16 protein-coding genes and 1 riboswitch are annotated in these 25,189 nt (G+C 61.3%); of the genes, 6 read left to right on the forward strand and 10 right to left on the reverse strand.

Annotated elements, in window-relative coordinates:
* Window positions 1-35 precede the first annotated feature (35 nt).
* The 5 genes from ACJ8IJ_RS11785 to ACJ8IJ_RS11805 all read right to left on the reverse strand — a co-directional run bounded on the left by ACJ8IJ_RS11785 (window position 36) and on the right by ACJ8IJ_RS11805 (window position 11,562).
* The gene (locus ACJ8IJ_RS11785; protein ID WP_442518738.1) at window positions 36-4,859 is read right to left on the reverse strand and encodes a hemagglutinin repeat-containing protein; all 4,824 of its coding nucleotides are present in this window, start codon (window positions 4,857-4,859) and stop codon (window positions 36-38) included.
* 45 nt (window positions 4,860-4,904) lie between these two features.
* Window positions 4,905-6,584: a ShlB/FhaC/HecB family hemolysin secretion/activation protein gene (locus ACJ8IJ_RS11790; RefSeq protein WP_004936682.1), complete on the reverse strand. Its 1,680-nt coding sequence runs from the start codon at window positions 6,582-6,584 to the stop codon at window positions 4,905-4,907.
* A 385-nt stretch (window positions 6,585-6,969) separates the two neighbouring features.
* The gene (panS, locus tag ACJ8IJ_RS11795; RefSeq protein WP_033636223.1) at window positions 6,970-7,887 is read right to left on the reverse strand and encodes a ketopantoate/pantoate/pantothenate transporter PanS; all 918 of its coding nucleotides are present in this window, start codon (window positions 7,885-7,887) and stop codon (window positions 6,970-6,972) included.
* A gap of 144 nt (window positions 7,888-8,031) precedes the next feature.
* Window positions 8,032-9,399, reverse strand: a complete 1,368-nt coding sequence (gene lysC / locus ACJ8IJ_RS11800) for a lysine-sensitive aspartokinase 3 (RefSeq protein ID WP_004936686.1) — start codon at window positions 9,397-9,399, stop codon at window positions 8,032-8,034.
* A 107-nt stretch (window positions 9,400-9,506) separates the two neighbouring features.
* Window positions 9,507-9,701, reverse strand: a riboswitch (Lysine riboswitch).
* A gap of 52 nt (window positions 9,702-9,753) precedes the next feature.
* A complete protein-coding gene (locus ACJ8IJ_RS11805) occupies window positions 9,754-11,562 on the reverse strand; it encodes a cation:proton antiporter (RefSeq protein WP_004936687.1) in 1,809 nt (602 codons plus the stop codon).
* A 229-nt stretch (window positions 11,563-11,791) separates the two neighbouring features.
* Between ACJ8IJ_RS11805 and pgi the strand changes: the two genes are divergently transcribed.
* The gene (gene pgi / locus ACJ8IJ_RS11810; protein ID WP_004936690.1) at window positions 11,792-13,438 is read left to right on the forward strand and encodes a glucose-6-phosphate isomerase; all 1,647 of its coding nucleotides are present in this window, start codon (window positions 11,792-11,794) and stop codon (window positions 13,436-13,438) included.
* A 64-nt stretch (window positions 13,439-13,502) separates the two neighbouring features.
* On the opposite strand, the gene ACJ8IJ_RS11815 is transcribed toward pgi, so the two are convergent.
* Window positions 13,503-14,936: a capsule assembly Wzi family protein gene (locus tag ACJ8IJ_RS11815; RefSeq protein WP_004936691.1), complete on the reverse strand. Its 1,434-nt coding sequence runs from the start codon at window positions 14,934-14,936 to the stop codon at window positions 13,503-13,505.
* Between the two features lie 224 nt (window positions 14,937-15,160).
* Here ACJ8IJ_RS11815 and psiE point away from each other — a divergent pair, with 224 nt between their 5' ends.
* On the forward strand, window positions 15,161-15,568 hold the full coding sequence (psiE, locus tag ACJ8IJ_RS11820) for a phosphate-starvation-inducible protein PsiE (protein ID WP_004936694.1): 408 nt from the start codon (window positions 15,161-15,163) through the stop codon (window positions 15,566-15,568).
* Between the two features lie 88 nt (window positions 15,569-15,656).
* On the opposite strand, the gene malG is transcribed toward psiE, so the two are convergent.
* From malG to malE, 3 genes are read right to left on the reverse strand one after another with little or no spacing between them, the layout of a single operon-like run.
* The gene (gene malG, locus ACJ8IJ_RS11825) at window positions 15,657-16,547 is read right to left on the reverse strand and encodes a maltose ABC transporter permease MalG (RefSeq protein ID WP_021505147.1); all 891 of its coding nucleotides are present in this window, start codon (window positions 16,545-16,547) and stop codon (window positions 15,657-15,659) included.
* Window positions 16,548-16,558: 11 nt separating this feature from the next.
* Window positions 16,559-18,136, reverse strand: a complete 1,578-nt coding sequence (malF, locus tag ACJ8IJ_RS11830) for a maltose ABC transporter permease MalF (RefSeq protein WP_033631964.1) — start codon at window positions 18,134-18,136, stop codon at window positions 16,559-16,561.
* A 57-nt stretch (window positions 18,137-18,193) separates the two neighbouring features.
* The gene (gene malE / locus ACJ8IJ_RS11835) at window positions 18,194-19,387 is read right to left on the reverse strand and encodes a maltose/maltodextrin ABC transporter substrate-binding protein MalE (RefSeq protein WP_004936701.1); all 1,194 of its coding nucleotides are present in this window, start codon (window positions 19,385-19,387) and stop codon (window positions 18,194-18,196) included.
* A gap of 358 nt (window positions 19,388-19,745) precedes the next feature.
* Here malE and ACJ8IJ_RS11840 point away from each other — a divergent pair, with 358 nt between their 5' ends.
* The 4 genes from ACJ8IJ_RS11840 (at window position 19,746) to malM (ending at window position 24,144) form a co-directional block, all read left to right on the forward strand.
* Complete coding sequence (locus ACJ8IJ_RS11840; RefSeq protein ID WP_442518737.1) at window positions 19,746-20,717, forward strand: alpha-amylase family glycosyl hydrolase; 972 nt, start codon at window positions 19,746-19,748, stop codon at window positions 20,715-20,717.
* The gene (malK, locus tag ACJ8IJ_RS11845; RefSeq protein ID WP_049241402.1) at window positions 20,710-21,819 is read left to right on the forward strand and encodes a maltose/maltodextrin ABC transporter ATP-binding protein MalK; all 1,110 of its coding nucleotides are present in this window, start codon (window positions 20,710-20,712) and stop codon (window positions 21,817-21,819) included. The genes ACJ8IJ_RS11840 and malK overlap by 8 nt, the downstream gene beginning before the upstream one ends.
* 32 nt (window positions 21,820-21,851) lie before the next feature.
* Window positions 21,852-23,141 carry a maltoporin gene (locus tag ACJ8IJ_RS11850; protein ID WP_015379233.1) on the forward strand — a complete coding sequence of 430 codons (1,290 nt, stop codon included), beginning with the start codon at window positions 21,852-21,854 and terminating at the stop codon, window positions 23,139-23,141.
* A gap of 97 nt (window positions 23,142-23,238) precedes the next feature.
* Window positions 23,239-24,144: a maltose operon protein MalM gene (malM, locus tag ACJ8IJ_RS11855; protein ID WP_015379232.1), complete on the forward strand. Its 906-nt coding sequence runs from the start codon at window positions 23,239-23,241 to the stop codon at window positions 24,142-24,144.
* Between the two features lie 55 nt (window positions 24,145-24,199).
* On the opposite strand, the gene ACJ8IJ_RS11860 is transcribed toward malM, so the two are convergent.
* Window positions 24,200-25,183 (reverse strand): nucleoside hydrolase, encoded by a 984-nt coding sequence (locus ACJ8IJ_RS11860; protein WP_088381960.1) that lies wholly within the window; start codon window positions 25,181-25,183, stop codon window positions 24,200-24,202.
* Between the last annotated feature and the right edge of the window lie 6 nt (window positions 25,184-25,189).

Genomic DNA, 25,189 nt, shown 5'->3' on the forward strand with positions numbered 1-25,189 from the left:
CCCGGAAAACCGGGGGCGTTGCGTAGGGGAGAGCGTTATTTGCCGCTGAACACGCCGGCTTTGGCGTCCGCCTGCTGAGTTGAGGCATGGCCGCTGGCGAACGGCACGTTGCCGTCGACGCTTTGCTTCGCCGCGCCGCCTAACAGTCCACCTACCGTGGCCGCCGCATCGACGCGGCCGCCGCCCTGATAGCGCTGGCCGCTGACGTCCTGCTGGCTGACCTGGCTACCGCCCAGTTCCACCTTGCCCTGCTGGCTGCGGATTTCGCCGCCAGTCAGTTGGGTTTGGCCGCCGACCTGCAGCGCCACGCCGTGCTTACCGGCAATCGCCGATTGCTCGCCAACCGCATTGTTGTTCACCACGTCGGCATTGACCTTGAGGTGCCCCTGGCGACCGGCCGGCCCGGTGATGCTGTCTTTCACCGCGCCGCCGACGGTGCGTGCGCCGCGATCCCACAGTGGGCCCTGCGGTTTTTCGCCGGCCGGCGTTTCCGGCAGCGTGACTTTGCCGTCAGCCTTGCTGAAGCTGACTGCACCGGTGGTATCCTGCTGCGGATCGAGGCGACGTGCCACGCTGTTGTACTTGTCGGTGGTGGCGTCGGCCACTTTGTTCACCCCGGCTTCCAGTTTCTCTTTCACTTTACCGGCGTAGCGCGGCGTGCCGACCTTCGACAGCTTGGAGGTGATGCTGCTGCCCGGATCGTTGCTGTGGCTCAGACCGGCATCCACATCCACCTTCACGCCTGTCTCGACGTCTTTGCGGCTTTCAACGCGCAGATCGCCGCCCACCTTGCCCTGTACGCTGTCGGCATCGACGCGCGCGCCGGCAAGGCGGGTGTCTTTGCCGCTGTTGAGCGCCACGTCGCCCGCGGTGATGCCGGTATTGGCGTGGGTGGTTTTATCCTGCTGCTCCACGCCGACTTTCAGACCTGCGCCCAGCGTGTGGGTGTCTTTGCCGGTGTTCGGATCGACCTTGCCGCCTGCGTCCTTGTTGAAGGTTTGACCGCCTCTGGCGTTGGCTTTGATGCCCAGATTCCAGTTGTCCTTATGCTGCTCGTTCTTGGCGGATCCCAGCAGGATGCCGCCGTTTTTCGCTTCGAGCGCTGCGCTGCCGCCGCTGACTTTGGCCCCCTGCAGATGCAGCGCGTCATCGCCTTTGCCGTTGGCGGACAGGGTGACCTTGCCGTCTGAGGCGATAGTAGCACCCTGACGTTCTGTCGCGGTCTCATTGACCTTGGCGATGTCGAAGGCGCCGCCGGCGGAGAGGCTGCCGCCGGTTTTTTCCTTGCTGTCGCTGCTGCCGGCGCCCAGATCGATATTGCCGGACAGCTTGCTTTCCTTACGCGTTTGGGTCGATTCCGCCGCCTGCAGCGCGACCTTGTTGCCCGCGTTCAGGCTGACGTCGCCCTGGCTCTTGACGTTGGTGCCCTGCAGCGTCAGATCGCGGCCCGCCTTCAGCTCCACACCCTGGCCGCTGACGTTGCCGACCTGCGCCGTGCTGCTGCTGCTTTCACCGTTGTTGGTGCCGCCGCCGAAACCGGCGCCGAAGTTTTTGCTGTCGGCGGTGAAGCCACCTTTGGCGGACGCTTTGACGTTAAAGCCGCTGTGGTTCTCGCTCTGTTTGTCGCTGGCCTGATCGAAGCGGATATCGCCGCCGGCGTTGACGGCGGTTTTACCGCTGCCGCCGTTCAGCGCGGTACCCTGATAGACCGCGTCTTTTTTCACGTTGACGTTGATGCCATTGGCCGCGTCGATCGAGCCGGCCACCGCCTGGCTGGCGCTGCTGTTGCTGCGCTGGGTGCCGCCTTCGCCCTTGGCGTCCACGGTCAGATCGCTGCCGGTGGTGGTGTAGACGCGCACGCCGGCACTGCCGCGGGTGTCGCGGCTCTGCTCGTCCTGACGGTTTGCCGCGGCTTCGCTGCGGTGGCTGTCCGCCGTCAGGTTAACCGCGCCTTTGCTCGCCTGGTACTGCGTGCCCTGATCGCGCACTTCGCCTTTGGCATTGATGTCGATGCTGCCGGCTTTCACCGAGCTGACCACCGCCTGCGAGCTGCTGCTGTGTTTTTCGCTGCTGCCGCCCTGTGCGCCGATATCCAGGCCGACGTTAGGCGCGCCGATGCCGCCGATGTCGTTGATAACGCCGGTAGCGTCCAGCTTGGCTGCCTTGCCGACCGCGCGCTCGACCGGACGGGTCACGGCGCTGTAATCGACGTTGGCGCCGATGTTCACGCCGACGTCGGTTTTGGTGGTGGTGGTGCTGGCGGTGTCGGCAGTGGCAAGGTGATCGACGCCGGCGGCGTTTTCTTGATAGGCGCCGCCGACGCGGTGCTGTGCGCCTTGCTGGATCAGCTTGTCGCGGGCGTTGATCGTCAGGTTGCCTTTGACGTCGCTGCCGGAGGTGATCGCCTTGCTGCTTTGCGTCTGGGTTTTGCTGTTCTCGTAGCCGGCTTCCACGCCGCTGCCGAGTTTGTCGATGCCGCCGGTGTAATAGAAACCGCCGCCGATCTTGGTTTGCTCGGTGTTTGAGGCCGTTTTGTCGTCGGCCGCCAGGAACGAAACCTTGTTGCCGCTGACGCTGGCGTCGCCTTTGTCGGCGACCAATTGAGAACCGCTGAAGGTCACGTCCTTCTCCGCCTTGAGCTTCACGCTGCCGCCGCTGAGGCTTGAGGCGCTATTCTCGGTGCGGGTGGTTTTCTCGCTGTCGCGGGTGTGCTCGATGCGCAAACCGGCGCGGTACTGCTTGTCACCGGCTTCTTTGGCGTAGCCGTTAACGGTGAGCGCGGTCTTCTGCTCGTCGATGTTCTGCTGCCGCTCGGCCGCCTTGACGTTGATGTTGCCGGTCTTCGACTCGACGCTCAGCTCACCGCCGCTGGCGACCTGGCTGCCGATCACGTCGGCATCCTTGTGGCTGACCAACGTCAGGTTGGTGTCGGACTTCAGCTCGCTGGCGGTGCTGCTCTGGTAGCTGTTGTCGGCCTTGTGCGAACTGCTGGTGATGTTGAAGGCGGTGCCGGTGCGCGCGTCGATTTTGTCCACGGTGGTGCTCAGCGCGTTGTCGATGCGCAGGCCGCCGTGGGTGGCGGTGACTTCGCCGCCTTTCTGGCCGCGCGCCTTGCTGCCGGTAATGGTGACGCCTTGCTGACCGTTCAGGCGCAGGGTGCCGCCGCTGGTCAGCTCGGAAGCGTGGCTGATCTCGCGGCGATTGCTGTTGTTTTTGTTGTCGCCGCCGCCGATGCCGCCCCAGGAGGTTTTGTCATCGCGCACCGCTTTGGCGTTGGCGGTTTTCTGCACCCCGACCTGGATCTGGCTATCTGCATCGATCGTCAGATCGCGCTGGGCGTGGATCTTGGCGCCCTGAGTCGAGACATTGCGACCGGCTTTCAACGTCAGTTCGCCCTGGCTGCGCAGTTCGCTGGCCTTCAGGCTTTCGCTTTCGTCGCTGCTGCTCCATCTGCCGGTGCGCAGGCTGGAGGTGTGGTTGCGCTGGTAGCCGCGCTCGCTGGATTTATCCTTCTCCACCAGCCCGGCAAGGTGTACGTCGCGCGCCGCTTTGACGCTCAGCGCACGGTCGGCGCTGACATGGGCGCCCAGCAGCTTCACGTCTTCCTGGGTGCTGATGAGTTTGGCGCTGCCGCTGGCGGCGACGGTGCTGCCCGCCTGCTGCAGCTGCTCGCGTTCGCGGGTGACGTCGTATTGCCAGGAGTAGAACCAGCGATCGTCGGTATGGCCTTGCGTCTGCTTCAGCTGCTGGCCGTCGAGCGTCAGCTTACCGCCCTGCAGCGTAATGTCTTCGCCGCGGATATCGGTGGCGGTGAGGTGCGCATGATTATCCGCCACCAGGCTGATGTTCTTGCCTTTCAGCTCGGTGCGGGTCAGCTTCTGGCTGCTGCTGCGATCGTTGACGTAGATGCCGCCACGGTAATTTTGATAGTTATCGCCGCCGTTTTTGTTGCTGCTGGCGTCGTCGACGCGGCTTTCGCTGCGGATATCATAGGCTTTCACCTTGAGTTCATCGCCGGCGTTCAACGAGCCGGCCAGCTTCACGCCGCTGCCCTGCACGGTGTTGATGATGTTGATGCGCCCGGCCTGCATGCTGCCGAGGTAGTAGCTGTCCAGCGCGGTCGGCGTCTGTTGGCTGGCCTGCACCGTGCCGTCGCGCGCTACCCGGTTAAGGCCGCTGATGGCGTTGATCGTCGCCGAGGTCACTTTACCATTCGAATGTTTGAAATCTTGCACGATCACTTCGCCGCGGCTGTCGATCTTCGGCGCGATCAGATCCAGTACGCCGCCGGCGTTCAGGGTGCCATTGAGGCTCAGCGTGTTGCGGTTGCCGAAGGTGCTGTAACCCTGCAGCACGCCGTTTTCCACCAGCGGGTTGCCGACCACCAGTGAGGAATGGCTGGTATTGATGAATCCGCAGCCCTGACAGCTGATGCCGTTCGGGTTGGCCAGCACGTAGTCGGCCGCCATGCCGAAGATCTCTTGCTGGCCATGCAGCAGAGACGGGTTACGGCCGATCACCTCGTTGAGGATCACGCTGGCTTCGCGTCCGCCCAGATTGGGGTTGGCGCCCAGTTGGCCGGCCAGCTGCGACAGTCCCGCCTCGCGGGAGTTGTTCAGCACCGCGCCGGGCTGGTTGACGTTGAAGTCCTGATATTGGTTGTGCGACAGCCCGTTGCCGTTCGGCGCGACGATATCGACCACCTGTGCGCCGGTGGCAGCGGTGGAGACGCCGGGGCCGTTGGCGCCGTTGGCCGCAACGATCTCTGCGGCGTAGGCGCCGGCGGAAGCGGCGAGAATAATCGCCAGCGCGGCGGCCAGTTTGCCTGCCGCCGAAAGTCTGAAGTTATTATTTTTCATCCATGTATCTCCGTATATTGCCGTGGGGTCCTGCAAAACTGTTGATTAAAAGGTGTAAGAAAAGCGGGCCAACACCTGAACGGGATCTTCCGGCGTAGCGTGGTTAGACAAAATCCAGCCGCGGCTGACCTCGAGATCGACCAGCGCCTGGCGGTAACGTAACGTGGCGCCGGTGCTTATACCGGCGCTGCTGCGCCAGCCCGAGTTGTCCTGACGCGGCAGAATGCGGCCGACGTCGGCGCCGAGGCGCGGCGTCAGCGTGGTGGCACCCAGATTGAAACTGCGGGACAGCGTATTTTGCAGATACCAGCCGTTGTCGCCGGACTGGGTGCTGCGGCTGAAGCCGCGCACGGCGCTGCGATCGGTGAGGCTCAGCCACTCCACGCCGGGCAGCGGGTCGCGGCTGTACTGGCCATAGAACAGATTGTTGAGCTGATAGGTGGCGTCACCCAGCTGGAGGCGCTGGCTGAGGTTGGCGAACAGCTTGCCTTTGGTGAACTGGCTGTCGAGGTGCACCGAACTCGGGTGGCGGCCGGCCCCCAGCCACGGCATCCCCTGCTCGACGCTGAGGTTGGCGCTGAACACGCCATTGGGCAGAATTTGCAGGTGGCTGGCGCTCAGTTCGGCCAGGGTCAGCGTTGGGCTGCTGACCTCAAGGCGCACGCTTTCGAAGTAGTTGTCGATGCGCTTGTAGGTCAGCTGGCCGCTCAGGCTGTCTATCTGATCATGATCGCGATAAAACACGTAGTCGCTGCGCAGCCCGTACTGTTGGGTCTGGCCGTGCAGTTTGACCACGTTGTGCGGCAGCTGCTGGTGGTTTTCATAGGACGAGAAGCTGGCGAACCCGCTGAAGGTGAACGCGCCGTACGGCAGCGAATAGAGCAGGGTGTAGGCGCGATTATAGCGGTGAGCCGGGTTTTCCAGCGTGCTGTTGGCGTTCAGGCTGACAAAGTCCGACAGGCCAAACGGGCTGTCCAACGTGGCAGTGGCGCGCGCCAGCCACCGGCCGGTGCTTTTTTGGCCGTAATTATCCGTGCCGGCGGTAATCAGCCAGGGCTTGGCATGCTGATTGCGCAAACGAATAACCGAACCGCCAACCTGGCGGCCGGGCAATATATCCAGCTTGGTGGTATTCGATTGCAAACGGTTGGCCTGATCCAATCCCTGATCGAGCTCGGTTAATTTCAACGGCTTGCCTTCCAGCCCCGGAAATAATAAACGGCTGTTGACCCAGCGATCGCCGCCTTCTATTTTCTCGATAAATCCTTCCGTCACGCTTAACCCCAATTCTCCTTGTGAATTAGGGCGAACAATTTGCACGCGCGCGGTGATATAGCCCTTTTGCACATAAAGGCGCGTTAATTCACGGGTCAGGCGATTGATATCGTTGCTGCTGATGCACTGTTCCGGCAGCGCGCTCAGGGCCGACAAATCGGCCGGCGAGAGTAGGGTGACTCCCTGCAGATAAACGCCGGCGATCGGCAGGCACTGCGCGGACTGCGGCAGTGCGGGCGCGGCTGGTTCCGGTTCCGCCAGCAGGCGCTGTTGCTTCAGCTGCTGGTAGCGGCGTTGCTCAATCAACTGGTTGACTTCACGCGTGCTGTCTTGCAACGCGCGCCGTGACTCCCCCATCGACATGTCCATCATCATGTGGGAGTCCGGCAGGGTTTCGGCGGAAAGGGCCGTGCTGACCAGCAGTGTCAAGGCGGTGATTTTTTTTATCATTGTAATCCATTCTGAGAGGCCGCCGGGGCAGCCAGCCCAATCCATGAGGTTAACCACGGGCGGCCGACGGCCGGCCCGAAATAATGAGCGACATGCACATTGCGAGGTATCTTGATTTGCCGCAGCAAATAAGACGGTGGGTATATATCTAAATAATAATTAGGCTGCTTCTTTTATGGCGGGCAACCCTGGTGTCTTAATTAATTAAAAAAAGTGGAGCGTCTCTTCCTCTTGCCAACATTATCGGCATGGATAGGAAGAATCTGAATTTTTATTTTTCACGGATGATAGGGGATGAGGGGAATTATGACAATCCGACCAGTGGGAAATACGAAATTTCGCAGGAAAGAAAAGGGACGCAATTGTTTGCGTCCCTACAGGCGGTTTATTTCTTCTTGATAGGGCGGCCGGACCAATAACCCGCCAGCAGTGAACCGGAAAGGTTGTGCCAGACCGAGAACAGCGCGCCTGGCAGCGCGGCCAGCGGCGAGAAGTAGATTTTGCCCAGTGTGGCCGCCAACCCGGAGTTCTGCATGCCCACTTCGATCGCCAGCGTACGGCAGGTGGACTCGTCGAAGCCGAACAATTTGCCGCCCCAATAGCCGCTCAGCAGACCGATGCCGTTGTGCAGGATCACCGCGACGATCACCACCAGACCGACCGAAGCGATATGGCTTTGGCTGCCCGCCACCACCGCGCTGATGATCGCCAGAATGCACACCATCGACAACGCTGGCAACAGTGGCTCGATGCGTTTCACTGCCTTGGTCAGGGTATGGTGGACGATCAGGCCCAGGCCGATCGGGATCACCACAATCTGCAGAATGCTCAACAGCATGCCCATGATATCGACGCTGATCTCGGCGTCGACGTACAGACGGGTCAGCAGCGGCGTGGCGAACACCCCCACCAGCGTCGAGACCGCCGAGATGGTCACCGACAGCGCCACGTCACCCTTGGCCAGATAGATCATCACGTTGGAGGCGGTGCCGCTGGCCACGCTGCCCACCAGCACCATGCCGGCGGACAGATCCGGCGGCATGCGGAACAGCATCGCCAGGATCCAGGCCGCCAGCGGCATAATCAGATAATGCAGGAAGATGCCTGCCGCCACCGGGCCGGGGCGCGCCAGCACGCGTTTGAAGTCGTCGAGCCGCAGCGTGACGCCCATGGCGAACATGATCAGCATCAGCAGCGGGCTGACGTAGGGGCCGATACCGGTAAAGGTGGTCGGCGTGTAATACGCGGCGACGGACAGCAGTATCGCCCAGAGGGGGAATAAGCGCGTGAGTAGTGCCAGCATGCAGGTTTTCCTTAGCCAGATTGAGAACGGTGGATGTGGTTGCGTTTTTATTGCGGGCTCAACATGCTGAACCCCTGCAGGTTTTGAACGAATTTTTTAGACGCAGGGGCGCAGCATGCTGCGCCCGCAATCAGGGATAATGACTTATTCGAACAGGTTGTGATGCAGGGTACGCACCACCTGCTCGGCTTCTTCGCCCGGCACCAGGAAGCACAGGTTATAGCTGCTGGCGCCGTAGCAGATCAGGCGGATATTGAACGGATCGAGCACGCCGAACACCTCTTTGCCCACGCCGCAGGCGCGCGACAGCTGGTTGCCGATGATCGCCACCAGCGCCAGGTTTTCTTCCACTTCCACCCGGCACAGCGACGACAGTTCGGTCAGCAGTGAGGTGGTCAGCAGGCTGCCGCCGACGGAGGTGGCGCCGGTGGTGTCCATGGTCAGCGCGATGCTGACTTCCGAAGTGGTGATCAGATCGACGGAGACATTATGGCGCGCCAGGATGTTGAACACCTCGGCCAGGAAACCGCGCGCGTGCAGCATGTTCAGGCTGTGCAGCGTCAGCAGCGTTTGCTTGCGGCGCAGCGCCAGCGCGCGGAACAGCGGCGGGTTCTCGGTGGTGTTGCACACCAGCGTGCCGCCGGCCGCCGGATCCTTGCTGGAGCCGACGAACACCGGAATATCGCTGCGCACCGCCGGCAACAGGGTGGCCGGATGCAGCACTTTAGCGCCGAAGGTGGCCATTTCCGCCGCCTCTTCGAAACCGATTTTGTCGATGCGCTTGGCCGCCGGCACCACGCGCGGATCGGTGGTGTAGATGCCCGGCACGTCGGTCCAGATATCCACCCGGCCGACGCCGAGCGCTTCGCCGAGCAGCGCGGCGGTATAGTCGCTGCCGCCGCGGCCGAGCGTGGTGGTGCGGCCCTTCGGCTCGCTGCCGATAAAGCCCTGGGTGACCACCAGCGCTTCCTGCAGGCGCGGCTGCAACTGCGCCCGGGCCAGTTCGCTGAGCGCGGCGCTGTCCGGCACGGCGCGGCCGAAGTGATCGTCGGTGCGCATCACTTTGCGCACGTCGAACCATTCGGCCTGCACGTTGCGGGCGCGCAGGATTTCAACGAACAGCAGGGTGGACATCAGCTCCCCATGGCTGACCAGCTCGTCGGTCAACGCCGTCGAGGTGGCCAGCGACGCGGCTTCCGACAGCATGGCGATGTTTTCCAGCAGGCGGTCTATTTCGTCGCGGATCACCGCCGGCGCCGCGAGGCGATCGAGGATGGCGTATTGGATACGCCGGATTTCATCAAGCTGGTAATTGCGCTTGTCGGCCTCGCAACCCTCGGCCAGGGCGACCAACAGGTTGGTGACGCCCGCCGAAGCGGACAACACCACCAGGCGGACCTGCGGGTTGGCCAGCACGACGTCGGCACTGCGGTTCATGGCTTCAAAGTCGGCGACGCTGGTGCCGCCGAACTTGGCTACCACGGTGGAATTCTGGGGTGCTGCTTGGTTCATCTAGAAACCTCGTGTCAGGGATGCCCGTTTGGGGCACTGTAATTCCATAGCCTTGGCACAAGGGGAGAGCGGTAAACAGGGGGCAGGCGTAGAGGTCAGGCTACGATACACCCAGAAGCGCCCCACCTTGTCGATCGCCCTGCGGGCGATCCCCTGGTGACAACCCAGGGGATTCAGCCCCTGTAGTCGATACGATAATGGCCGGCCATTACCCTACCTCGGCGTCGCTCCCCCTCGGGTGCCGTCAACGGAGAAACGGCTCCTCTGACACTCTACCTGGGCGACGCGCCTCTTCTGGCTTGCGCACCGGGTGCGCAAGTAGGCTGTTAGGAATAGCCGGTTATCGCCATTCTGTCAACGTACAGACGGTGAGGGATTTTCATCTTGTACCAGCGCGATAAGCGTACAGGGCATCGCGGGCGTGGAACCGGCGCCAATCGGTTGCAGAGAACCGTCTTCCTTTTGGCTGAATAACGGAATAACGCCCTGATGTTTCTCCAAATACTCCAGCCAACCGAAATTTTCGTTCAATTTGGTCGCCTTGATGGTGGCGCCTCTGGCGAGCAGGCTGCTCAGTCGGCCGTAGGTGGCTTCCTGATTAAATAAAATTTCATGCCGGCGGAAACGCGAACTTTCCGCGCTGGCGCCGCGTCCTTTCAACGGCGCCCCCGAACGGATGGCGAACACGTGATCTTCGCCGAAGAGATGGCCGAAGTGGTAGACCGCCAGCGCGTTCTGGTGGCGATTGGGCGACAGCGCCAGCACCTGGGCGATATTGCTCAGATCGAGGTAGTTCTCGGCGTGTTCGGAGTAGGCGTGGCCATAGTAGGCCGGAATGCCGTCCATACGCGCCTGACGGTAGTATTCCCAGCTGCTGTCGGTGACGATCACCGGCACGTTCAGCTTGATCAGCGCCTGCGCCAGCATGCGCGCCACGCTGTTGGCGCCGACGATCAGCACGCCGCGCGGTTTCTGCTGCTGCACCCGCAGCCAGCGCGCCATCATGCCGCTGGTCAGGCTTTGCAACACCACGGTGCCGATGATGATGGCGAACACCACGGTCACCAGCCGGTCGGCGCCCTGATAGCCGCTGCGCTGCAGCGTCAGCGCGAACAGCGAGCTGACCGCCGCGGCCACGATGCCGCGCGGGGCGATCCAGCACAGCAGCAGCCGATCGCGCCAGTGCAGGGAAGAGCGCCAGGTCGACACCGCGATGCACAGCGGCCGGGCGATGAACTGCACCGCCAGCAGCAACAGGAGCAGCGGCCAGCCCATGTTCCACAGCGCCTGGATGTCGAGCCGCGCCGCCAGAATGATGAACAGCGCCGAGATCAGGATCGCCGACAGCTCTTCTTTGAACGCCAGAATATCGCTGGTGTCCACGTCGCGCATGTTGGCCAGCCAGATACCCATGACCGTGACGGTCAGCAAACCGGATTCGTCGGCGATGGCGTTGGACACGCCGAAGGCGGTCAGCATGATCGCCAGCACCGCCAGGTTCTGCAGGTAGCGCGGCAGCCAGACGCGGCGCAGCGCCAGGCCGAGCAGGTAACCGAACAGCGCGCCGGCGATCAGGCCGACGGCGGCGGTCACGCCCAGCGTCCAAAACAGGTGGGTATAGGACTCCGCATTCTGCTTCAGCACGATAAACTCGAACACCAGCAGGGTGAAGATGGCGCCGACCGGATCGATGACGATCCCTTCCCAGCGCAACACCTGGTTAATGTTGGCGTTCGGCCGCACCACGCGCATCAGCGGGGCGATCACCGTCGGCCCGGTCACCACCGTCACCGCGCCGATCAACGCCGCCAGCTCCGGCGGGAAATCCAGCAGCCACCAACTGGCGAGGCTGATGACCAGAAAGGTGACCAGCATGCCGACGGTGACCAGGTTGCGCACCACGCCGCCGAGGCCGCGTATCTCCTCGAAACGCAGCGTCAGCGCCCCCTCGAACAGGATGATCGCCACCGACAGCGACACCAGCGGAAACAGCAGATCGCCGAACAGCAGATCCGGCTGTACCAGATGCACCGTCGGGCCGAGCACGATGCCGAACAGCAGCAGCGGCAAGATGGCCGGCAGGCGCAGCAACCAGGCCAGCCACTGCGCCAGCAGCGACGCCAGGCCGATAAGCACCAACATGAGCGGGGCGGATAATTCCATAAGCGAGATCCCTTTCAAATGACGAAATAAACGACGATGACACAGCCTGATGACAATTCGGCAACCCCGATAACAGGCCGTTAGCCAAAAGTATAGAGTGAAAGCTGAAACGAGGCGGCAATGCGTTGACAGTTAGCGCCTATCGCAAGAAAAGCGATCATAATCACAGTCGAACAGGCTACAATCGGACAAACGCGTCATTTTTATTCTCAAGCCTAAGAGTGTTGCTATGAAAAATATCAATCCTAGTCAAACCGCTGCTTGGCAAGCCCTGCAGCAACATTATGCACAGATGAAAGACGTACGGATCGCCGACCTGTTCGCCGAGGACAGCGATCGTTTCTCCAGGTTCTCCGCGACCTTCAACGACCAAATGTTGGTGGACTATTCCAAGAACCGCATCACGCAGGAAACCCTGGAGAAGCTGCAGGCGCTGGCGAAAGAAACCGATCTGCAAGGCGCCATCAAATCGATGTTCGCCGGTGAGAAGATCAACCGCACCGAAGATCGCGCGGTGCTGCACATTGCCCTGCGCAACCGCAGCAACAGCCCGATTCTGGTCGACGGCAAAGACGTCATGCCGGAAGTGAACGCGGTATTGGCCAAGATCAAACAGTTCTGCGCGCGCGTCATCGGCGGCGAGTGGAAAGGCTACACCGGCAAGCCGATCACCGACGTGGTGAACATCGGCATCGGCGGTTCGGATCTCGGCCCTTACATGGTGACCGAAGCGCTGCGCCCTTATAAAAACCACCTGAACATGCACTTCGTCTCCAACGTCGACGGCACCCACATCGCCGAAACGCTGCAGCCGCTGAATCCGGAAACCACGCTGTTCCTGGTGGCCTCCAAAACCTTCACCACTCAGGAAACCATGACCAACGCCCACAGCGCGCGTGACTGGTTCCTGAGCAGCGCCGCCGATCAACAGCACGTGGCCAAGCACTTCGCCGCGCTGTCCACCAACGGCAAAGCGGTAGCCGAGTTCGGCATCGATACCGACAACATGTTCGAATTCTGGGACTGGGTCGGTGGCCGTTACTCCCTGTGGTCGGCGATCGGCCTGTCGATCGCGCTGTCCATCGGTTATGACAACTTCGAGCAGCTGTTGAGCGGCGCGCACGCTATGGACAAGCACTTCGCCGAAACGCCGGCGGAGAAAAACCTGCCGGTGCTGCTGGCGCTGATCGGTATTTGGTACAACAACTTCTTCGGCGCCGAAACCGAAGCCATTCTGCCGTACGATCAGTACATGCACCGTTTTGCCGCTTACTTCCAGCAGGGCAACATGGAATCCAACGGCAAGTACGTCGATCGCAACGGCAACCCGGTGGATTACCAGACCGGCCCTATCATCTGGGGCGAGCCGGGCACCAACGGCCAGCACGCGTTCTACCAGCTGATCCACCAGGGCACCAAGCTGGTGCCGTGCGATTTCATCGCGCCGGCCATCAGCCATAACCCGCTGGGCGATCATCACGCCAAACTGCTGTCCAACTTCTTCGCTCAGACCGAAGCGCTGGCGTTTGGCAAATCGCTGGAAGTGGTGGAAGCCGAGTTCGCGGCGCAGGGCAAAACCCCTGAGCAGGTCAAGCACGTGGCGCCGTTCAAAGTGTTTGAAGGCAACCGGCCGACCAACTCGATCCTGCTGCGCGAAATCACCCCGTTCAGCCTGGGTAGCCTGATCGCGTTGTATGAGCACAAGATCTTCACCCAGGGCGCAATCCTGAACATCTTCACCTTCGATCAGTGGGGCGTAGAGCTGGGCAAACAGCTGGCTAACCGCATCCTGCCGGAGCTGGCGGGCAGCGAGAAAATCAGCAGCCATGACAGCTCGACCAATGCGCTGATCAACCGCTTCAAGGAATGGCGCTAAGCGCCTGAGCTGAAGCCAATAAAAAAACCCGCCGCGGCGGGTTTTTTTTTACGTCTGTAACAAATTACAGGTTGATCGGCACTTCGAAGCTGATGCCTGCACCCACGTCGTCGGCGGTGCTGTGATCGCTGTCGGTGTACCACAGGCTGGTATCGAATTTAACCTGAGAATCGAAGCTGTAACCCCAGCCGAGCTGAATGCCTTTCAGCGTATCGGAACGCGGGAACGCCCGGTTGATGGTTTGGTTGTTCGGGTTTACCTTGGCGTACACCAGGCGGGTACTCCAACGTTGGCCATCGTCCAGCACCATTTCCACGCGACCGGACAGCATCTGGCCGTCGCCGCCCATCGCGTGGCCCAGCGGATAACCTTGCTGATAGTAACCGCCCCGATAGATGTAGTGGTTGTACATCACGTTGTTGGCGTTGCCGTTAGAGCGGGTATCAGAACCTTCGATATGCCAGTTGATGGTGGTCGGGCCCCATTCCGGATGGCCTTCAAGCCCCAACATATAGGCATTATGCGAAGGCAACATGCCTGCTTCATCTTCACCGGTGATCTGACCATAAAGGCTGACCGGCATGCCGATGAGCGGCTGCAGCTTGAGTTTGAAGTCAAAACCGCCCAACTGGTTGCCCGGATCGTTTTTCGGATCGCCGGTGTTATCGTTACCGGTTACGCCATCCCAGAAGGAACTCCAGGAGTGCGGACGGCCATCACCACCCCACATCATGACGCGTGAAGCGCCCAGCTCCAGGAAGTCGGTCGGCATCATGGTCAGGCGACCGCCGATCAGCTTGGTGTCCGGTACGGCAGCGTACTGCGACAGCTGGCCGGCGGACAACTGGTATTGCCAGCGGCCGATCCACGACAGCCACGGGGTTTCAAACGGCGATTGGTCGGCGCGCTGCAGCATAAAGCCGGCCACCGGGCGCGCGGCGTCGGAGCGGATCAGGCTGCCGTCGTAACCCGGGCCCCACCACTGGGAGACCTCGCCGAAGGAGAGCCATTGGTTCCAGATCTTCACTGCGCCGTAGGAGCCGTTCATGTTGAATTTGGAACCGTCGCTGACGCGCTGATCGCCTTCCACCGAGCCCTGCAGACGCACGTCCCAGAACTCGCCGTTGGCGCCGGCGCCGATGGTCAGGCGATCGTCGGCGTACTCGTTTTGGCCGAAGCCCTGCGGGGTGCCGGGTTTATCGGTCGAGGCGTAACCGCTGACGCGGATGTTGGCTTTCAGGGCGTCAACGCGGCGTTGCACGCGGTCGATGACGTTTTTCTCGGTATTGGTGACCGGTTTGGCCTGCGCGATAACGGAACTGATCTCTTCCTGACTCAGCGGCCAGGTGGACAGGCTGACGTTGATGACGCCGCGGTCAGACAACCAGGCGAGATCGTTACGCAGATCGTTGTCAGGGGCTACCAGGCCGGCGGCGTGGCCGGACAATGCACAGGTAAACAGGCCTGCAGCGACCAGTCCGTTAAGTTTAGCGCGCATAAAGAATTCCCTTGTTAATTCGAGGTTATTGGTTTTATGTAAAGATCTCTGTGACCCATGATAGTTGACATTTCGATTTGCTACAAATCTATAAGTCAGAAACATCTTATTATAACGTGATGAATTAAATGGGGTTTAAAGTGCTTTCGCGAGGGGCGGAATTTTTAGGACAATGCCTATATTGGCACGGTTGAATCATATAAGCGGTATTCAGGAGAGGTTTTATGGCAAAAACGTCGCGTTCGATCATGATAGCGAAAGGGCTGCAGCGGGTGCTGAACGTGGGCTTATTGCTGCTGGCGGCAATTCTGGTGGTGTTTCTGGTCAAGGAGACCCTCCACCTGGCGAAGGTGTTATTTATCAACAACGAAGAGTCTTCTTCATACCTGTTGATTGAAGGCATTGTGATTTATTTTCTGTACTTTGAATTTATCGCCTTGATCGTCAAGTATTTTGAGTCGGGTTATCATTTCCCGCTGCGCTATTTTATTTATATCGGCATTACCGCGATTATTCGTTTGATTATCGTGGATCACAAAAATCCCATCGACACCCTGATCTACGCGGCGGCGATATTGGTGCTGGTGGTGACGCTCTATCTGGCTAACACCGATCGGCTGAAACGGGAGTAGCTGAGATAAAAATGGCGGCCAAAGGCCGCCAAAGACACAGGATGACCGCTATCGCGGAAAAACATCAAACGCACTGCAGTGGCACAAATTACCCCTTCACGCCGCCGGCCGTCAGGCCGCCCACCAGCCAGCGCTGCGCCAGCAGGAACACGGCGGTAATCGGTATCGCCGATAGCACCGCGGCGGCGGCGAAGTCGCCCCACAGGTAGTTCTGCGGGTTGAGATATTGCTGCATCCCCACCGCCAGCGTGTAGCTGTTCACATCGCGCAGCAGCAGCGACGCCACCGGCACTTCGGTGATGGCGGCAATAAACGACAGAATGAATACCACCGCCAGAATCGGCACCGACAGCGGCAACAGCACCAGACGGAACGCCTGCCACGGCGTGGCGCCATCCAGCGCCGCCGCTTCTTCCAGCGAATTGTCGATGGTTTCGAAATAGCCTTTGATAGTCCAGACGTGCAGCGCAATGCCGCCCATGTAGGCGAAAATCACGCCGCCGTGGGTGTTCAGGCCGATAAACGGAATGTACTGGCCCAGGCGATCGAACAGGGCGTACAGCGCCACCAGCGACAGCACCGCCGGGAACATCTGGAAGATCAGCATGCTTTTCAACAGCGTGCTCTTGCCGCGAAAACGCATGCGGGCGAAGGCGTAGGCGCAGGTGGTGGACAGCGTCACGATACCGATGGCGGTGATCGCCGCGATTTTGACTGAGTTCCACAGCCACAGCAGCACCGGGAACGGCGGCGGCGTCACGCTGCCATCGGCGTGGGTGACGCTGAAGCCGAGCGCCAGCCGCCAGTGATCCCAGGAGAGGGTTTCCGGTATCAGGCTGCCGGTGGCGAAGTTGCCGGAGCGCAGCGAGATGGCGACCACCATCAGCAGCGGAAACATGATCAGGGCGATAAAGCACAGCATCAAGATATGGGTGATCCACAGGCGCAGGCGCTGGGATTTGGGTTGAACCATGGCCATCGTTATTCTCCCTAATCGAAGTTCATCTTGCTGGCTTTCAAATTCAGGATCGCCAGCGCGCCCACCAGCAGGAAGATCAGCGTGGCGATGGCGGCCGCCAGGCCGAAGTCTTGTCCGCCGCCGCCTTCGAAGGCGATGCGGTAGGTGTAGCTGACCAGCAGATCGGTATAGCCGGCCGGCGTGGTGGTGCCGATCATGTCCGGGCCGCCGTTGGTCAGCAGCTGGATCAGCACGAAGTTGTTAAAGTTGAAGGCGAAGCTGGCGATCATCAGCGGCGTCAGCGGCTTGATCAGCAGCGGTAAGGTGATGCGGAAGAAGTTTTGCCACGGGTTGGCGCCATCCATCGCCGAGGCCTCGTACAGATCGTCCGGGATCGCTTTCAGCAGCCCCATGCACAGGATCATCATGTACGGGTAGCCGAGCCAGGTGTTGACGATCAGGATCATGCTCTTGGCGGTGAGCGGATCGCTGAACCAGGCGGGTTTGATGCCGAACAGATGGCTGAGCATCATGTTGATTTCGCCGAAGCTCTGGTTGAACAACCCTTTGAAGATAAGGATCGAGATGAACGACGGCACCGCATAGGGCAGGATCAGCAGCACGCGGTAGATCGCCTTGCCTTTCAGCGCCTCCCACTGCACCACGCAGGCCAACACCATGCCGACCGCCACGGTGAGGATCACCGTCATTACCGAGAACACGATGGTCCAGATGAAGATCGACACGAACGGTTTCTTGATGCCCTCGTCCTGCAGCACCCGCAGGAAGTTTTTCCAGCCGGTGGTGACGGTATAGCCGGGGCTCAGGGTTTCCTGCGCCCAGCCGCCGTCGGCGTTGATCGCCTGATAGAAGCCGATGTCGCCGTTCGGCCGATAGCGCACCTGGGTCTGGTTATTGGTCAGCGTGCTGCCGTCTTTGTCCAGCGCATACAGCGGGCGGGTGCCGGAGAATTGGCGAAGAGAGCTCATGCGCAATTCACCGCCGTCGGGCAGTTGCGCCACCAGCTGGCTCAGCGCTTGCCGGTTCTGGGTGATCACCCGCAGCGTGGCGCGTTCGCCCTGCGGCGCGGCGCTCTGCGTGGTCAATGTCAGGGTTTGCGGCGCAGCGGCGTCGAGGCGGAAAGGCTCGGAAATCAACGGCTGTTCACTGTCCGGCGAGGTTAATTGCAGGCGCCATTGCTGATTTTCCGCCGGGTAGAGGCCGAAGGTGAAGGTTTTGCCGCTCTGGAACTGGCGTTGCATCAGCACCGATTGCGCGCGCTCAAAGGTCAGCTGGTTGGTGCTACTGTAGTTGGTAAAGGCGATGGCGATGGTGCAGATCAGCGGGAACAGGACGAACAGTCCCATGCCGGCGACGCCGGGATACACATAGCGCCAGGCGTAGGCGCGGCGGTTGGCGAAGACGTAAAGTCCGGCGCTGACCAGGATCAGCGTCAGGATGGCGAACAGGTATTCACCCTGTGCATACATCAACACAATCAGGTAGCAGGTCACCAGGCTGAACAGGCCGACCACCAGCCATTTCAGCGCGTCGCTTTGCCACCACTTCGATTTTTTACGCGCGGGCGTCCCGGCGTGAGCGAATTGCATAGGGCGTTCCTTTCTGTGAAGCAACGGCGGGGCGCCACGGCGCCCCGCACGATGACATTACTTGGTGATACGGGTCTGCACATCGTCCAACGCGGCTTTCACCGTCTGACGGCCGCTGACGGCGTTGATCACTGCACTGCGTTCGGCGTACCAGAAAGCGCTCATCTGCGGAATGTTCGGCATGATCTCCCCGTTTTGCGAGTTCTGCATGGTGGCGGCGATCTTCGGATCTTTGGCCAGCGTTTCCTGGTAGGATTTCAGCGCCACCGCGCCCAGCGGTTTGTCTTTGTTGACGTCCGCCAGCCCTTCGTTGGTCAGCAGGTAGTTCTCGAGGAACTCGGTCGCCAGCTCCTTATTCGGGCTGGCGGCGTTGATGCCGGCGGTCAGCACGCCGACGAACGGCTTGGACGGTTTGCCTTTGAAGGTCGGCAGCAGCGTCACGCCGTAGTTGATTTTGCTCTGCTCGATGTTGTTCCAGGCCCATGGCCCGTTGATGGTCATCGCGGTCTGGCCTTTGTTGAACGCGGCCTCGGCGATCGAGTAATCGGTATCGGCGTTGATGTGTTTGTTTTTCACCAGATCGACGATGAACTGCAGGCCGGCCTGTGAACCGGCGTTGGCGACGCCGACATCCTTGATGTTGTATTTGCCGTTTTCATACTTGAAGGCATAACCGCCGTCGGCGGCGATGATAGGCCAGGTGAAGTAGGGTTCCTGCAGGTTCCACATGATGGCGCTCTTGCCGGCGGCGCGCAGCTGTTTGTCCAGCGCCGGGATCTCTTCCCAGGTTTTCGGCGGCTGTTTGACCAAGTCTTTATTGTAAATCAGCGATAGCGCTTCGACGGCGATCGGGTAGCCGATCAGCTTGCCGTCATAGCGCACGGCGTCCCAGGTGAACGGGAACAGCTTGTCCTGGAAGGCTTTGGACGGGTGGATTTCGGCCAACAGGCCGGACTGCGCATAGCCGCCGAAGCGGTCGTGGGCCCAGAAAATGATGTCAGGACCGTCGCCGGTGGCGGCCACCTGCGGGTATTTTTCTTCCAGTTTGTCCGGGTGCTCGACGGTGACCTTGATGCCGGTGTCTTTTTCGAATTTCTTGCCGACTTCCGCCAGGCCGTTATAGCCCTTGTCGCCGTTGATCCAGATAACCAGTTTGCCTTCCTCAATCTTGGCGAAGGCGGAAGAAGAGAGCACCAGGGTGGCCAGTGCCGAGAGCGCCAGCGTGCGGGCGAGGGTAATGCTGCGAGTCATAATCCAGTCCTTCTTTTTGTGGGCACATAAATCAAGGAGAGACGTTTCGCGGTAATAGTGGGTCACAACGCGACATATTCTCATCCTCCCCCCCTCTACGCCCCTGAGATGAGGAGTGTGATCCAGTTAACGTTGTGCTCTATTCTGTGGCGTCAGGCACAAAATAGGGGGGCGATTTTTGCCAGCCGGATCACAGATTTGCCTTAAGCGCGGAACTTCTCATCGCCGCGGTCGTTCTCTCATCCTCCCGCCTCCTCCCCCATGAAAAATCCTGTTACGGATGATTACCCTTTCCGGTGACTCCCGCACTATCGGCACATCGATTTTTAACGCCACGCGCAGCAGGGATACCGGATTTATGTCGTCAATGCCTATCGCCACTCAGCCCACCCTGTACCGGATCCATCCGGCCAGTTTCCGTGACGGAAACGGGGACGGCGTGGGCGACGCGCACGGCATGCTGGCGGCGCTGCCGTACCTGAAAGCGCTGTCGATCGACGGCCTGTTGCTGCCGCAGACGCTGGCGCCGGAGGCCGAGGCGACGGTGACGGGCGAAGGGCTGACGCTGTGGTACGGCGATGAATCCAACCGCGTTCGCAATGCCGTCGCGCCGCAGCGGTTCGCCCACGGCGCGCTGGCGCTCGACGTGATGCCGTTCAGCGCGGAGAAGCTGGCGGCGGTGTTGCACGCCCGCCGCGCCACGTTGGCGGACAGCCTGTGGAGCACCGGGGACGCCGAGCAGCCAAGAGTGGTCAGCCGCTGGGGGCAAGGCGATCTGCGTTCCGCCGCCGCCTTTTTGACGCTGTTGGCGATGTTGCCGGCGCCGATCTGCCTGTATCAGGGCGAAGAGCTGGGGCTGCCGCATGCCGCCGGCCTGCAGGATCCGCGCGGCGCGCAAACGCCGATGCCGTGGCATGAAGCCCCCGAACAGGTCACCGCCGGGGAAATCAGCTGGTATCAGCAGGTGGCGATCGAACACCGCGCATTGGCCATCAGCCGCCAACAGCACGACAGCCACTCCACCTTACGTTACTGCCAGGCGCTGTTGGCCCTGCGCCGTTCGCCGCTCATCCAGCGCGGCGAGCTGAACGCGGTCAGCCAGCGGGACGGCGTGGTGCGCTTACTTATTACCCATCAGGATCAATGCCTTGAAGCGCTGATAAACCTGCAGCCTTATACTCAGGCGGCCGCGCCGTCTGAGGCGACCTTGCCGTTGGCATGGCAGCACGGCGCGCAGCAAGAGGGTCATCAATGGGTTTTGGCGGGCTTTGCCTCCGCCATTTTCACACGACATGTTAACTGCGAAAGCAGGGGAGTAACGCATGGCTAGCGTGACACTGCGCAGCGTTTATAAGGCCTTCGGTGAGGCCGTGATTTCCAAAGACGTCAATCTGACCATCGAAGACGGCGAGTTTGTGGTGTTTGTCGGGCCGTCGGGCTGCGGCAAATCGACGCTGCTGCGCATGATCGCCGGGCTGGAGGACATCACCTCCGGCGACCTGCTGATCGGCGAGAAACGGATGAATGAGGTGCCGCCTTCCGAGCGCGGCATCGGCATGGTGTTCCAGTCCTATGCGCTGTATCCGCACCTGTCGGTGGCGGACAACATGTCGTTCGGCCTGAAGCTGGCCGGCGCCAGGAAAGCGGAAATCAATCAGCGGGTGAACCAGGTCTCCGAGGTGCTGCAGCTGGCGCACCTGCTCGATCGGCGGCCGAAGGCGCTGTCCGGCGGTCAGCGTCAGCGCGTGGCGATCGGCCGCACGCTGGTGGCCGAGCCGGACGTGTTTCTGCTCGACGAACCGCTGTCCAACCTCGATGCCGCGCTGCGGGTGCAGATGCGCATCGAGATCTCCCGTCTGCACAAGCGCCTGCAGCGCACCATGATTTACGTCACTCACGATCAGGTCGAAGCGATGACGCTGGCCGACAAGATCGTGGTGCTCGACGCCGGTCGCGTGGCGCAGGTCGGCAAGCCGCTGGAACTGTACCACTACCCGGCCAACCGCTTCGTCGCCGGGTTTATCGGCTCGCCGAAGATGAACTTCCTGCCGGTCAAGGTGACCGCTGCGCAGGCGCAACAGGTGCAGGTCGAACTGCCCAACCGTCAACTGGTCTGGCTGCCGGTGGAAGGCGCGGGCGTTCAGCCCGGCGCCAACCTGTCACTGGGCATTCGCCCCGAACATCTGCTGCCCGGCGAAGCCTCTGAAGTGCGGCTTACCGGCGACGTACAGGTGGTGGAGCAGCTCGGCAACGAGACGCAAATCCACATCCAAATCCCGGCCATCCGTCAAAACCTGGTGTACCGCCAGAACGACGTGGTGCTGGTAGAAGAAGGTGCCACATTCGCCATCGGCCTGCCGCCTCATCGTTGCCACCTGTTCCGTGAAGACGGTACGGCATGTAAACGGCTGCACCAGGAGCCGGGCGTTTAAAGCATCAAAGTCGGTATAACAGGAGAATAATGATGACTACTCTGCGCAAACTTCCTCTGGCACTGGCTGTCGCCGCCGGTGTTCTCTCTACTCAGGCGCTGGCCGTGGATTTTCACGGTTACGCCCGTTCCGGCATCGGCTGGACCGGCAGCGGCGGTGAGCAACAGTGCTTCAAGGCCACCGGCGCCGCGAGCAAATACCGTCTCGGCAACGAATGTGAAACCTACGCCGAACTGAAACTGGGGCAGGAAGTGTGGAAAGAAGGCGACAAGAGCTTCTATTTCGACACCAACCTGGCCTATTCGGTCTCGCAACGTTCCGACTGGGAAGATGTGACGCCGGGCTTCCGCGAAGTCAACGTGCAGGGTAAAAACCTGATCGACTGGCTGCCGGGCTCCACGCTGTGGGCCGGTAAGCGTTTCTATCAGCGTCATGACGTTCACATGATCGACTTCTACTACTGGGATATCTCCGGCCCGGGCGCCGGTCTGGAAAACATCGATCTGGGCTTCGGCAAGCTGTCCGCCGCCGTGACCCGCAACTCCGAATCCGGCGGCTCTTACGGCTATCTGGATAACGAATGGAAACAGCGTCCGACCGTCAACGACACTTTCGACCTGCGTCTGGCCGGCCTGGAGCTGAACCCGGGCGGCACCCTGGAGCTGGGCGTGGACTACGGCCGCGCCAATGCGCAGGATAACTACCGCCTGGCGGACGGTGCCAGCAAAGACGGCTGGATGTTCACCGCGGAACACACGCAGAGCATCCTGAACGGTTACAACAAGTTCGTGCTGCAGTACGCCACCGACTCGATGACCTCGCAGAACAACGGCCGCAACGAAGGCGCCACCATCGATAACAACGGCAAGATGATCCGCGTGCTGGATCACGGCGCCATCGACTTCAACGATCAATGGGCGCTGATGTACGTCGCCATGTTCCAGGACATCGACCGCGACAACAACAACGGCACCACCTGGTACACCGTGGGCGTACGCCCGATGTACAAATGGACGCCGATCATGAGCACCTTGCTGGAAGCCGGCTATGACAACGTCAAATCCCAGCGCACCGGCGATCGCAACGGCCAGTATAAAGTGACCCTGGCGCAGCAATGGCAGGCGGGCAACAGCATCTGGTCACGTCCGGCCATCCGCCTGTTCGCCACCTACGCCAAGTGGGACGAGAAGTGGGGCTACGCCACCGGCGATGACACCGGGTATAACGCCGGCACCGCTTACAACGACACCAGCATGCATACCTTCAGCCGCGGCAAGGATGACGAAGTCACCTTCGGCGCCCAGATGGAAATTTGGTGGTAACGACAGGACGGGGAGGACCGCAGGCTCTCCCCCAATCGCATTCGCCGCGGCCGGATCTCTTGCCTGATCCATCGCGGCGCTGAAAGAGGATATAACGATGAAAAAGAATCTGCTGTCACTCTGCCTGTCGCTGGCGCTGACCGTCGGCGCGCCTTTAGCGGCCAATGCCGATACGCCGGCCAACGTTTCCGTCGCGCCGGCCATCAGCGCCGCCACGCTGCAAAGCCTGCCGTGGCAGCCGTTGCAGCCGCCGGTGTCGCAAGAGGTGAAGCTCGACGCCGTCAGCCCGCAGCTCAATCAGGGCGAGATCCAGGGGGCGATCGCCGCCTATACGCTGCCGGCCGATCGCGGTTCGCTGGAAGTGACGCTGAGCAGCCTCGCCAAAAACAATTCGCTGTACGCGCCGAGCGTGCTGGTGCTGGACGAGCATCTGCGCCCGGCGGCATATTACCCGAGCAGTTATTTCCCTTACCAGCCGCCGGGGGCGATGTCCTCCGATCGTCTCGAAGGCACGCTGAAGCTGACGCCGGCGCTCGGTCAAAAACAGATTTACCTGCTGGTGTACACCACCCGCCAGGATTTGGTGAAAACTACGCAGCTGACCAACCCGGCCAAGGCCTATGCGCAGGGGGTGGGCAACGCGGTGCCGGATATCCCGGATCCGATCGCCGGCCACGCGACGACCGGCACGCTGAAGCTTAAGGTCACCGCTGAACAGGGCACCGGCAACGTGATGATCGGCATGCTGCAGCCTGCGCCGAGCGTGGCGCCGGTGGTGGTGGGGTCGAGCACCCCGGCCGCGGCCGCGGCACCGATGCCGACGCCGGAGAAACCGGCGGAGCCGATGCTCAACGACACCGAAAGCTACTTTAATAACGGCATCAAGCAGGCGGTGAAGGCGGGCGATATCGACAAGGCGCTGAAGCTGATGAATGAGGCCGAGAAGTTGGGCTCTACCACTGCGCGTAAAACGTTTATCAGCAGCGTTAAAGGCAAGGGGTAACACCCGGCGCTGCCGATGCTGGCTCGATGATTGGTGCGCCTTGGCGCACCTTTTTTCATCCGCGCGCCAGCGTTGCGCCGATCAACGCCAGCAGACGGGCGTTGTCCACCTGCTGCATGATGCGCACCGGCTTGCCCTGCGGCGGCGGCATACCGACCGTCAGGCGCAGGCCGCCCGGCCGCCAACGGCGTGAGCTGCCGCGCGTCAACGCCCCTTCCAGCGCCACATCCACATGGAACATTTCGGTCGTGACCAACTGCGGTTCCAGCAGCCAGGCGATCACCAGCGCATCATGGATCCAGCATCCCGGCAGGCGCCGCGTATGGCGCGAATAGTCGATCCACGGCTGCGTGGTGGCGCGCAAATAACGGCACAGCGGGGTATCCGGCTGGGTCAGCGCGGCCAGATCCGCCTGGGTCAGCATGGTCTGGGTGGTGACGTCCAGCGGCGCCAGCGTGATATTGGCGCCGCTGTTCAACACCAGCCGCGCCGCTTCCGGATCCAAACCAAAATTGGTGTCCTTGATGTATCCTTCGACGTTGAACACGCCGCCCATGATCACGATCTCTTTCACCGCCTGCGCCATCTGCGGGTACAGCTGCATGGCGTGCGCAACGTTGGTCAGCGGGCCGATCGCCGCCAGCGTGATCTCGCCGGGATGCCGGCAGATCAGTTCGCCGATGGCGATGGCGGCGTCCGGTGCGGGCGCGTTGGCCAGCGAGGGGGCGGGCAAGTCGCGCCACAGCGCCGCCAGCTGCGGATCGGCGATCGGGCGGTCCAGATGGGCGCGCCACGGTTCCGGCGGCTCGCTCAGGGCGCGCGCCGCGCCGAGGGCGACCGGTACCCGGTAGCCGCTCTGCGCCAGCAGATCGGAGGCGACGGCGAAGCCCACTTCACGCGGGGTATTGCCGGCCACGATGCTGATCAGCTCCAGTTGCAGCTGCGGTTTGGCCGCCAGCGCCAGGGCCAGCGCCAGACCGTCATCGACGTTGGCGCCGGGAACGCCGTTGCCGGGATCGCAATCAATGATTAAACGCATAGTAAG

Origin of the sequence: Serratia sp. CY40230 (assembly GCF_052168835.1) — a bacterium.
GTDB lineage: Bacteria > Pseudomonadota > Gammaproteobacteria > Enterobacterales > Enterobacteriaceae > Serratia > Serratia nematodiphila.